Raw genomic sequence first — 11,719 nt, 5'->3', positions numbered from 1 at the left:
GAAAGACCGATGAAGGGCATGGGAAATATGATGAAACAGGCCCAGAAGCTCCAATCCAAAATGCTGCGTATGCAGGAGGAGCTGGCCAGCAAAACCGTTGAAACCTCGGCCGGCGGCGGTATGGTTGCTGTCGTGGCCAATGGCGCCCAGCAAATCGTATCCATCAAGATTGAAAAAGAGGTGGTGGATCCGGATGATGTGGAAATGCTTGAGGACCTGGTCGTGGCAGCGGTCAATGACGCGCTGAAGCAATCGCAAGAGATGGTTTCCTCGGAGATGGGAAAGATTACCGGCGGGATGAAAATTCCGGGCTTGATGTAAAGCTATGGAATACTACCCCGGCTCCGTCAAGAATCTGATCAGACATCTGGCACGCCTGCCAGGTATCGGTCAGAAAACCGCCGAGCGACTGGCCATGCATATTCTCCAGCAGCCGGCTGAGGAGGCAAACCAACTGGCCCGCAGCATCGTGGACATGAAAAAACGATTGCGACTGTGCTCACGGTGTTTTGCCCTCAGTGATGATGCGCTTTGCCGTATCTGCAATGATCCAGCCCGCGAGCAAAAGGTTCTTTGCGTGGTGGAACAGCCGGCTGACATGGCATCCATTGAGAAATCGGGTGCCTTCAGGGGACGTTACCATATTCTTGGCGGAGTGATTTCTCCCATGGATGGAATCGGACCCGATGATCTTAAAATTGCCGAACTGCTGGAACGTATTGAGCAAGAAGCCATTGAGGAGATCATTCTGGCCACCGGGACCAATGTGGAAGGAGAATCCACCGCTGCCTATATTGCCGGGGTTTTAGCCGCTATACCGGTGAAAGTCACCCGTATCGCATCAGGCGTACCCATGGGCGGTGATTTAAAATACGTGGACCAAGTAACCCTTAAACGAGCCATGGAGAGTCGACATGGAATCTGATTCAACACCCTGCGATGCGTTGTTTACCTGTACCCAGTGCGGTGATTGCTGTAAAGGTTATGGCGGCACGTATCTTTCTTCTATGGACATTGAGTCGATTGCCCGTTATTTGGGCATCACAGCGGATCAGTTTGTGGCGGATTACACAAGCGAATCCGGCAATCGGCGGTTGATCCGCCAAGGGGACAATGGCTATTGTATCTTCTGGGACCAAATTTGTACCATCCACTCGGTAAAACCGAAGATGTGCCGCCAGTGGCCTTACATCCGCAGTATTTTAATCGATGTTGGCAACTGGCGTGCCATGGCCGCATCATGCCCGGGAATGAAGGCCGACGCGTCAGAAGACGATATCCTCAATTGCGTGCGCAACAAGGTGATGGACGATTATAGTTAGTGCCCATCCAGAAATGACCAATTTGTCTATTACTGGATGAACACTAGTTCGCGTGAGGTCGCCAATCAGGACCATTGGTCGTCATCGACCATTTGATACTGTGCTGGTGTTCCTGCTTCAGCTTGTTTCTTGCAGATAATGTTTTTTTGTTCCAGGCGCTTTAATTCACGTTTTAGGCTGACTTGATCTCCATTCCATTTGTCCGCCAATGCCTCGACCGTAACCGCCGCACCTGCGTCAGCGATCGCACAACAAAGCAGATAGAGTGATACGGTTTCCACATCGAGATTCAAGGAAAAAATCTTTTGGCGCATTGTTGGTCCGGCAAGATGGTCGGGCATGCTATTCTCCTTTATTTCACAGTGTACTTGGGGCCGGCGATGAGAAGGTTGTTTGAAATAGTTGACTGAACTTTTTCCATCATGCTGCCAAACATGATATCCCGGATAATTCCATGTCCATATGCCCCTAAAACAATCAATGCATCGTGAGGAACGGCGTAAAGATTGTCCTCAACGCTACCTTTTTCGAAAAACGTCCACTTCTTTAAAACTTGCTCCAGGGGGTTTTTAAGCCCATTTTTCTCAACAATGGACTCATACGCGGCTGACGGTTGTTTGCCTGCCTGGGTATAGATATTCAGGGGCATATCCGCCATTTTGGCCACCCGAATACCCAGCCGCAGGGCATTGACTGCATTTGCCGATCCGCCGAAGAAAACGGCGACACTCTGCCAGGGCTTGTAAACAGGGCTGGTCATCAGAACGGGGAAACGAGCGGCCTGGATGATGCGACGAACCCGCGGGCCGATATAGCCCAAGCCGATTTTTGAGGAAAGATCGCTGATACTTCGCGGACAGCACATAAAATCAAAATTGGTCGGGATGTCCGGCAGCGTCGAGGCGGTGTAGTGTTTGGGGACCAGCATATCGGGTTTCATCCCGGCCTCCCCAAGCAGTTCGTCGACATGGGCCTTGGCTGTTTCCGGGTCCGTAAGATAAGACGGATCCAAATCCACCTGAACCACATCGTTTTCAAAGTACATCAGAAATTTGGTGGATGTTGGAATATAGATGGTTGGCAGCAGGCCCATGCGCTGGCAAAAGTAGATGGACTGGAGTAGGGTCTCCCTGCCCAGCGGTGTATTTCTGAAAATATGAAATAAATTTTGTGCCATGGTTTACCTCTTTTGGGTTACGTGCAGCCCGCAATTGCCTTTGCCACGCCTTTCCCCTAAAAGCGGCCGGTTTGGACCATCAGCTCTTTCCTGTATTGATCCAAAAGGGTGGCCTTGGAGATCATTCCCTGAAAGTGGTTGTCGGATACCACCGGCATGCTGAAAATGCGTGCTTCATCCATTTTTCGCAACACGTCCGATAAGTCGTCGTACAAGGAAACGGTTTGGACATGAGGATCCATCAATTGGCCGGTCAACACAGCGTGGTGCATGGCCGGATCAAATAGATACGGGCGGATATCATCCATATAGATCATCCCGAGAAACTGATGGTTTTTGGGGTCCTCTACAGGAAAGTAATTGCGCTGAGAGCTTTTCACAACATCAATGAAATCGGCCAGTCGCATATTGGGATGGACGCAGGTACAATCCGTTTCCAAGAGTTCTTGGATACTCAGGTCGGTAAGCACACGGGCATCGGTTCCAGGACGTAGCAACTGCCCTTGTTCGACAAGATCTTTAAGGTAAAATGACGCAGGTTCAAGGGTATGGCAAAGCGTTGTGGAAATGGCCGAGACAACAATCAGCGGCAGGATCACTTCATAGCCACCGGTAATCTCAATAATCAGGAAGATGCCTGTCAAGGGGGCCTGTAGGATGCCGCTAATCAAACCAGCCATGCCCAGAAGAGCAAAGCAACCTTCGTTCACCCACAACACAGAAGACCAGAGCGCTTCAAGAAGCCGGTGAAAACTCAGTCCTACAAAAGCGCCAATCACCAGACAGGGCGCGAATATGCCACCGGAGCCGCCCCAACCCAATGTTAGCGATGTGGCCAGAATTTTTACCAGGGCGATCACGGTCACCAGCAGCAGACCGGCCGGAAACGTCCCATCGATGGCCGATCGGATGGCATGGTAGCCTTCACCCAAAATATAGGGCAGAAAATAGCCGACCAGGCCCACCATACTCCCACCGATAGCGGCGCGGATCCAAACGGGCACGCGAACGCCCTTGGCGACGTGATGCATGGATCGCATGGCCCGGGTCAACAGGATGGACGCGATCGCACAGAAAATGGCCAGACCAACGCAAGCCAGGATGTCGTGGAACTGGATGTTGAAATTGCGGTGGGCAAACACGATCTGATTGCCCTTAAGCAGGCGGCTGATTTCAGTCCCCGCTACGGCGGAAATGGCGATGGGAATGATGTTCATGGTGCTCCATTCCCCAAGGATCATTTCCACCGCGAAAACCATGCCGGAAATCGGTGCATTGAATATGGCGGCGATGGCGCCTGCGGCACCGCACCCCACCAGGGCGACGCGTTGGCGGTCATTGAGTGAAAAGGCCTGGGCGATGTTTGATCCAATGGCCGCCCCACTCATCACCACGGGGGCTTCAGGGCCGGCGGATCCACCACTGCCGATGGTCAGACAACTGGAGATCAGGCGCGAAAAGCTGGATCGAAGCCGCATCAGACCACCATGTCGCGAGACCGCATAAATGACTTCCGGAACCCCGTGGCCGGCGCCTTCGTTAACGATTTTTTCCAAAAACAAAGAGGAAAGGGCGGCTCCCGCGGCGGGCAGGAAAATTGCCCACCAGTAATGTCGATAGTGATGCAGCCACGAGAGCATGGTTTCCAGACCACGATTCAGGAACAGGCCTGCCAGCCCACTGCAGATACCCACGATAACAGCAAAAATAATCAGCAGTAGCCGGTCGTCAGACCTGAACAAGGACCAGCTACCTGGATATCTAAGCATTTTTAAAAAGCGTATCATGAGCTGCTATCTATGCTTCAGTTTTAGAGGTCATCCAACTGCTTTTCAAAGACAGAGACATGCGAATATAGGTCGGCTGCCTCTGGATGGGTGGTTAAAAAATCAACAAAGGTTTGGTCTCGGATGCAGTAAGACAGCCTGGAAAGCATGTGCAGGTGCAGCTTGACCGTCGGGCTGATCAAAATAAACAAAACAAAAACCAGTCGATCATCAATGGCGTGATAGTCGATCGCTTTTTCCAGGAAGCAGGTGGTGATGACCGGTGCGTCCGGCGGGTCCGAAAGTGGCTCCCGGGGATGGGGAATGGCGATCCCATTGCCGATGCCGGTGGATGCCAATTGCTCGCGTGCCATCAGTTTTTGAAAAAGCTCTTGCTTGCTGCCGGAAGAAAGAAACGCAATATGATCGACTGCCGCGCGCAGTACGCTATCAGGATCGTTACCAGACATTTGGTAATGGACATCACCCCGTTTCATGGCTGATACCAGGGAGTCCTGGGAGGGTGGGGGAGAAATGTTGGTTTTGGCCTGATCGTTGTTGTTTAGGGTAAAGGATAAATTATGTGTGGCGGCCCATTTTTCGAGTGCCATCGGAGAAAAGAGCCCATCCGCACCACTACGTTGAACAGGTATCCTTCCCTGGCGAATCCAGCGCTTGAGCGTGGATACCGGAAGATCCAACGCACCGGCAATCATTTCCATGGAAAGTTTCATGTTGCCTTCTAGCCTATACATAGAAATTTAAAAACACTAAAAATACGCTGAACCCACAAATTAATCAAGGTGTTTTGTGTTTTTTATTTTTTTGAAGGGGAGCCGCAAAGCGGTTGACGATGGAAATATCTCGTTTCGGGTACGGAATCTCAATACCGTTTCGGTCAAAAGTGGGTTGGTTTCCTCAAGACGGTCATTGAAAAGATGGCGGATTGCGACCTTAATCTGTCAACGCATCTGCATCCAACCCTTGAAGTGCCAATCTTAGACGCGTTTCAGGGTCTACGTCCGATTGTTCGAGCGTTGCCCGGATGGCGGTCAGACGGCCTTTGAGATCGCTTACCATCATTTCCAGTTCCTGAATGGTTTCAGCGGATGTTTTTTCTGTAATATCCATCGCTTCACGAAGATCACTGGCGTTTTTGATAAGCATTTTAAGGTTGCGGATTTTATCGATGCGGAGGAATAGTTCGTCAAAATTGATGGGCTTCTGGAGATAGTCAACAGCACCTTTCTTCATGGCTTCAATCGCGTTGTCTACCGACGCATGGGCCGTGATCAAAACAACTTCGGTTTTGATATTGGCACGTTTGGCTTCTTCAAGCACACGGATACCGTCAACTCCACCAGGCATGATTAAATCGGTAAGGACGACGTCATAATACTGGCTGGCGATCTTTTCAATGGCGACCACACCATCCTCAGCAGTATCAACGGTGCATTCATCACTGATCAACCGTTTGGTTAAAAGCGTCCGGGTTACGGGATCATCATCAACCACAAGGATTCTAAGATTTGTCATTTTGTATTCTCCCTGACAAACGGGCTAAACTGCTTCTCGAAACAAAACCACCGATCACCTATCAGTCGAGTTGATAGTAGATCGAACGAAGGTGCCGTTTGGGGATAAACCGTGGGCAGACCCCCGTCAGTGATTCGGTGGAACCGATAATCAAATACCCATCAGGCTCTAAGATGTCCGCAATTTTATTGAATAATTTTTTTCGATCGGAAAGGGTGAAATAGATCGCCACATTGCGGCAAAGGATAATGTCAAATTTGCCCAATCCGACAAACGGCTGCATCAAATTCATACGCCGGAATGAGGCCATGGCACGGATTTCATCTTTGATTTTCCAATTGCCGCCGGCCGGGACAAAATAGCGCTGGAGCTTTTCCCGTGGAAGCCCTCTTTCGATTTCAAATTTATTATAGATGCCGGCACTGGCCTGAGTCACCGCTGCATTGGAAAGGTCGGTTCCCAACAAGGTGAATTTTTGATTGCTGTTGCCAAGCAACTCTTTGATAACAATGGCAACGCTATAAATTTCCTGGCCCGTGGAACAGGCACTGCTCCAAATTTTAAGATTGGAAAATCCTGGCCGTTTTCCGTTGCCGCCCCGGATATCAATCAAATCCGGCAGAATTTTGAATTTAAGCAAGTCAAATGGTCCGTTATCCCGGAAAAAAAGTGTTTCATTGGTCGTGATGGCATTAATAATTTTTGTTTCCAGAACCTTATCGGTACCCGATTTTGCTTTGTGATAAAATTCGTTATAGGATTTACACCCCTCTTCTTCCAATAGCTTGCCAAACCGGGTCTCTAGCAGATAGGCCTTTGAAGCGTCAATGCTGATGCCGGAAATACTATAAATATAGTTAGAAAGAACTTTTATTTCATCCGGTTTAATTTTAATCATTTGCTTTCCTAAGCCTATGAGGGGAAATTACCGGGATGGCGTTGATGGTCGGCTAACCCACACGAACCGTTTTCATAATCATGTCGGCAATCTGGTTCAATGGCAACACCGCGTCTGCTAAACCGGTTTCGGCGGCTTCCCGGGGCATACCGTAAACCACACAAGTGGCTTCATTTTGGGCGATAATGGTTGCCCCGTTTTGCTTCATCAGCTTCAGGCCTTCCGTTCCGTCGGACCCCATTCCGGTCATAATCACACCGGTTGATCGGCCGACGTAATGATGGGCGACGGAGCGAAACAAATAATCCACACTGGGTTTGCAGCTGTTTTCGGGGGGATCGTCGGTAATCTTGATAATTCTCGATTTTCCATCGGCACCCGCCACGATTTTCATTTGCTTGCCTCCCGGCGCGATAAAGACGGTATTCGGGACGATGGGCTCGCCCTGCCGGGCTTCACGGACGGCAACACTGCATTTGTTGGCCAGAGAATTGGCCAATGACTGAGTAAACATCGGTGGCATATGCTGGACAATCAAAATGGGGACACCAATGTCCTTGGGAAGCATGGGCAGCATTTTGGAAAGGGCGTTCGGTCCGCCGGTTGAGATACCAATGGCAATAATTTCCGCTTTGGATCGCTTTAAACGGAGCGTCGGCCGTTTGGCTGTAGAAACCGGCGCCTTTCGAGCCGCTTTGAGCGCGGCTGGCTTGCCGATTCGGGATGCGGATTTCAACACACCGGTAACCCGGGCACTACGTTGAAACGCGTGAATCATCGGGCCAATGGCAGATTCTATTTTTTTGCGGTTTTCCGCCATGGTACCCGACTGGGGCTTGGGGATAAAATCAAAAGCGCCCAGTTCCAGCGCTTTCATGGTCATCGCCCCGCCTTCATGAGTCAGAGTGCTGAGCATGATTGCGCCGGTTTGAGGGGTATTTTTTTGGAGATACTCCAATACCTGAATGCCGTTCATTTCCGGCATTTCAATGTCCAGGGTAAGCAAATCTGGCTTCAGGGATGCTAATTTGGAAATAGCAGCTTTCCCATTATGGGCGCTTCCCACCACTTCGACATTGGGAAGGGTCGCCAGTGCATCGCTTACAATTTTGCGATACAGGACCGTATCATCCACCACCAACACCCGTAATGGTTTACGACTAATCATTAATGACTTTCCTCAACTAATAGTGATATTCGATAATTGCAGCTCACCATACGGTTTAGCAAGGATGACTTATTTTTCATTTTCCAGCACTTTTTCCACATCGAGAATGCCAATCAAGCGCTCCTTGGTTTTGAATACGCCCTTGAAGAATTTTCCCTGAACGCCTCCAATATTTGCCGGTGGAGGTTCCATTTTGTCCAGATCAGCCTCTACAACATCACTGATGCGGCTGACCAGCAGGCCAATATGCTCGTCTTTGCAATTGACAATGATATTGCGGCTCATCTCACTCAATTCGGTCGATCCAAGATCAAGCTTTTTTCCCAGGTCGATGATGGTGACAATCTGGCCTCTAAGATTGAGGATGCCCATGACATAGTCCGGGGCCTGGGGGACCGTTGTCATGTCCATCAACTTATTGATTTCCTGAACGTTGAGGATGTCCATGCCACAAAGAGCTTGGCCGACATAAAAGGTGGCCATCTCAACGGCTCTGCTTGCCATTTTATTTCCAGAGGGTTTTTCCATTGGGCTGTCTCCTACTTTTCGGTCAAGAATCCATAAATACTGCGGATTAATTTTTCCCGGTCGAGTTTGATCTGATAGTCACTGATGCCAACTTCGCGCCCTTTGGCAATATCTTCTTCACCGGCCAACGTGGTTAACGCGATCACCGGTAAATGGGAGTATGCATTGCTTTCCTTTATTTTCTTGGTCAATTCGAAACCGTTCATGTTGGGCATTTCAATATCGGTCACCACCAATGAAATTTCGTCGGCGTGCTCTTGAAGAAGATCCCAGGCGATAGCGCCGTCTTCCGCTTCGATAACGGTATACCCTTCATCTTCCATGTAGCTTTTGACTTGATTGCGGAAAAAGTTGGAATCTTCGGCAAAAAGAATTTTCGCTGCTTCACCATCTTCACTGGTTGCGCTCGATAGGGTTTCAAACCATTCAGGGTTCAGGGTTTGCACCATTTCATACACGTCAACCATCAAGGTGGTGTGATCGTTGATAATTGCCGATCCCATGATGCCTGCCTGTTTCAGGGTCTGTCCATCCACTTCCAATGAAAGCTCAACCGCATCCACCGGCCCGATGGCAAGCAGGCCGATCTCCCTGTTATTGAGGATAAAGACGATGACGAGCAGGTCTTCTGAGTCCGCCAGGGGTTCGACCATGGAAACTTCATCAACGGAGAAGAGCGGCAGACTGCCTCCACGATAACGAATCACCCGCTTGCCGCCCACGGTTTCAATATCCGTGGCCTTGATCTTTTCAATCCGTTCGACCATGTTCAGCGGTGCGGCAAATTGCTCATTTTCCGCGCTACGGAAAACCAGCAAGGATTGACGATCTTTTTGCTCACGAATGGCGCGTTTGCTTTCCTCGGCCACCTCCGCTGCACGCGAGGACCCTTCGATGGAGGTCAAGCCGGCCATTTGAGCCAGATTGCCCACGTCAAGGATCAGGGCCACACGACCGTCGCCCATAATCGTGGCGCCGGCGTAGCCCTTGCATTTTTTCAAATCGCGTCCCAGGGGCTTGACGACGATTTCTTCAGAGTCATGCAGTTCATCAACCACTAGGCCGTATTTCATCGCACCAGTGGAAACGACGACGATATTCAAGGCGCTGGCTGAATGATAGCGGCGATCTGCTTGCTGCCTTTTTTCGGCGTCAACATCAGGCTCTGTGGATTCCACTGCTTCTTCTGCGCTCTTCAGCGGGCTTTTTTTGGAGCGTCGATCGGCTAAAGAATGGCGGCGATCCATTTTTCTTTTCCCGGTCTTGGGATCAATAAAAACGGAATCGGTTTCGATAACATCGGCCAGTTTGATCAGGGGCAACAGATTACCCCTTAGGCGCACAACTTCTGCATCACCTACCCGCTCAATGCGATCTTTGACTTGGCTGGCGGGGATGCGCAGCAGCTCCTCCAGGTTGACCTGAGGAATGGCATAGCGCTCGCGGCCGGTCATGACAATTTGGCAAGGAATGATCGCCAGGGTCAATGGCAGCTTGATCCGAATCGTAGATCCCTTGCCCTGTTCTGAGTCAATGTCGATGATGCCACCGAGTTTGTCCAGGTTTGTTTTGACCACGTCCATTCCCACGCCACGCCCGGATACATCAGTAATCTTTTCGGCTGTTGAAAAGCCAGGCAGGAAAATAAGGTTGGTTCTCTCTTTGTCCGACATGACCTTGGCCTGATCTTCGGAGATCAACCCTTTTTCCAATGCTTTCTGAGTCAACACATGGCCGTCCAGCCCTTTACCATCATCGGTGATTTCAATATTGACCTGTCCAGCTTCATGATAGGCTTTGAGATAGATTTTCCCTGTGGTGGACTTGCCGGCCCTCTGACGCACATCCGGCATTTCAATCCCATGATCCACGGCATTGCGCACCAAATGGGTCAGGGGGTCACCAATGGCTTCGATAATGGTCTTGTCCAGTTCAACATCTTTGCCCTCAAGATGCAGATCCACCTTTTTCCCTAAAGATTGGGAAAGATCCCGGACGACGCGGGGGAACTTGTTGAACACATTGCCGATGGACTGCATGCGGGTCAACATGATGGCTTCCTGCAACTCGGATGTGATTAGATCGATTCGTTGACCTGCGATTTCTGAGCCCCGATGATCTTCTGAACTCATTGATTGAAGAAGCTGGTTGCGGCTCAGTACCAGTTCGCCGGCCAGGGTCATCAACTGATCCAGCAAGCTGACGTGTACCCGCAAGCTGGTATCGGTTTCCGTTTTTTTGGTCGTTTTCTTTTTCTGATTTAACTGCTTGAGTGTTTCCGCAGGTGCCGCAGCGGGTGTATGGTCCGGTTCAATGGCAGGTTCCGGAACCGGTTCGGTGTCAATGGAAGCTGGCTTTATATCTGTCTCGGCAGTCGCTTGGGCAGGGGCACCCAGGCACTGGGTGCTCATGTCCAGATCGACACGATGAATTTGATGCTTGGGGATTTCAAATAGTACAGTGATGTCATCCGGTTTAATAATGGTTGCAAACAGAATGATTAACGATGGGCTGGCTTGATCCGCTGCAACGTTCATGGTTTGGATGGATTCCGGAGCAATGCTACTAGAAATCAGTGTGCCGGTTTGTTCCATCTCCTCAAGAAAGGCACTGGGTTTTTTTTCTTTTGCCGCTAAGTCGATCGCCGGGTCGATTCGGACCAGATACACAAATTTTCCTTCTTCGATCAGCGCTTCAACCAGGCCGCGATCTGCATCGATGGATACAGTGCCATCGGACGATGTAATCGCTGTCATTTCTGATCCATTGGATGGGGTGGGCGCGGCGTCGTTGTCAGAAGTGCCTGCCTTGCTTTCAGCCGCAGCAGGTTCGGCCGGTGCCTTTGGGGGCGCTGCAACCGGCTTGCCTTCGGCGATTGCCTGGAGCGCATCGATATGCCGGCTAATGTCAACATCGTTACTGGTGAATACATCATTCATTAATTCTTTGAGGGTATCGGAAGCACCTAATAGTACATTGACAATTTCCGGGGTGGGGATCATATCTCGGCTTCTGATTTTTCCCAAAATATTTTCCATTTCATGGGTAAGGTCCTTTATTGTGGTCAACCCCATGAACCCGGCGCCTCCCTTAATTGAATGGGCTGCACGGTAGACTTTATTGACAAGATCTTCATCGATGTCAGCACCCGCTTCTTCGATTGACAGCAGATCTGTTTCAATATCTGCCAGATGCTCAATGGATTCCTCCAGATACATCTGTAAAGTTTCGTCGTCCTGAATCGTCATGATGTGCTCCTTTTTAACGAAATTGATATAGATCTGTATTTATTTAAATGTGTTATTGAACCATTTGGTCGTTGCC

General features: G+C 50.0%; 12 protein-coding genes. 3 read left to right on the top strand and 9 right to left on the bottom strand.

Annotated features, from left to right (window positions below; genetic code table 11):
- The first annotated feature begins 9 nt into the window (after window positions 1-9).
- The 3 genes from Dvar_RS30950 to Dvar_RS30940 are packed head-to-tail and all read left to right on the top strand — an operon-like array spanning window position 10 to window position 1,322.
- The gene (locus tag Dvar_RS30950) at window positions 10-321 is read left to right on the top strand and encodes a YbaB/EbfC family nucleoid-associated protein (protein WP_419656988.1); all 312 of its coding nucleotides are present in this window, start codon (window positions 10-12) and stop codon (window positions 319-321) included.
- A gap of 4 nt (window positions 322-325) precedes the next feature.
- The gene (gene recR, locus Dvar_RS30945; protein ID WP_419656987.1) at window positions 326-925 is read left to right on the top strand and encodes a recombination mediator RecR; all 600 of its coding nucleotides are present in this window, start codon (window positions 326-328) and stop codon (window positions 923-925) included.
- Window positions 915-1,322: a YkgJ family cysteine cluster protein gene (locus tag Dvar_RS30940; protein WP_419656986.1), complete on the top strand. Its 408-nt coding sequence runs from the start codon at window positions 915-917 to the stop codon at window positions 1,320-1,322. Before recR ends, Dvar_RS30940 begins: the two co-directional genes overlap by 11 nt.
- Window positions 1,323-1,387: 65 nt before the next feature.
- On the opposite strand, the gene Dvar_RS30935 is transcribed toward Dvar_RS30940, so the two are convergent.
- From Dvar_RS30935 to Dvar_RS30895, 9 genes are all read right to left on the bottom strand, one after another.
- Window positions 1,388-1,663 (bottom strand): hypothetical protein, encoded by a 276-nt coding sequence (locus Dvar_RS30935; protein ID WP_419656985.1) that lies wholly within the window; start codon window positions 1,661-1,663, stop codon window positions 1,388-1,390.
- A gap of 11 nt (window positions 1,664-1,674) precedes the next feature.
- Window positions 1,675-2,499 carry a universal stress protein gene (locus Dvar_RS30930; RefSeq protein ID WP_419656984.1) on the bottom strand — a complete coding sequence of 275 codons (825 nt, stop codon included), beginning with the start codon at window positions 2,497-2,499 and terminating at the stop codon, window positions 1,675-1,677.
- Window positions 2,500-2,555: 56 nt separating this feature from the next.
- Window positions 2,556-4,241: a chloride channel protein gene (locus Dvar_RS30925; RefSeq protein WP_419656983.1), complete on the bottom strand. Its 1,686-nt coding sequence runs from the start codon at window positions 4,239-4,241 to the stop codon at window positions 2,556-2,558.
- A 68-nt stretch (window positions 4,242-4,309) separates the two neighbouring features.
- Window positions 4,310-4,999: a PTS sugar transporter subunit IIA gene (locus tag Dvar_RS30920; RefSeq protein ID WP_419656982.1), complete on the bottom strand. Its 690-nt coding sequence runs from the start codon at window positions 4,997-4,999 to the stop codon at window positions 4,310-4,312.
- A gap of 220 nt (window positions 5,000-5,219) precedes the next feature.
- Entirely contained in the window at window positions 5,220-5,801 is a 582-nt protein-coding gene (locus tag Dvar_RS30915) for a response regulator (protein WP_419656981.1), read from the bottom strand.
- 61 nt (window positions 5,802-5,862) lie between these two features.
- A complete protein-coding gene (locus Dvar_RS30910) occupies window positions 5,863-6,699 on the bottom strand; it encodes a CheR family methyltransferase (protein ID WP_419656980.1) in 837 nt (278 codons plus the stop codon).
- A 52-nt stretch (window positions 6,700-6,751) separates the two neighbouring features.
- Window positions 6,752-7,867, bottom strand: a complete 1,116-nt coding sequence (locus Dvar_RS30905) for a protein-glutamate methylesterase/protein-glutamine glutaminase (RefSeq protein ID WP_419656979.1) — start codon at window positions 7,865-7,867, stop codon at window positions 6,752-6,754.
- 69 nt (window positions 7,868-7,936) lie between these two features.
- Window positions 7,937-8,395 carry a chemotaxis protein CheW gene (locus tag Dvar_RS30900; protein ID WP_419656978.1) on the bottom strand — a complete coding sequence of 153 codons (459 nt, stop codon included), beginning with the start codon at window positions 8,393-8,395 and terminating at the stop codon, window positions 7,937-7,939.
- Between the two features lie 11 nt (window positions 8,396-8,406).
- Window positions 8,407-11,643, bottom strand: coding sequence for a chemotaxis protein CheW (locus Dvar_RS30895; RefSeq protein ID WP_419656977.1), 3,237 nt, complete (start codon window positions 11,641-11,643; stop codon window positions 8,407-8,409).
- Window positions 11,644-11,719: the final 76 nt, after the last annotated feature.

Origin of the sequence: Desulfosarcina variabilis str. Montpellier, assembly GCF_048565275.1 — a bacterium.
Classification (GTDB): Bacteria; Desulfobacterota; Desulfobacteria; order Desulfobacterales; family Desulfosarcinaceae; genus Desulfosarcina; species Desulfosarcina variabilis.
The sequence above is the reverse complement of the archived record's forward strand: the minus strand, read 5'-3'. Positions and strand labels throughout refer to the sequence as shown.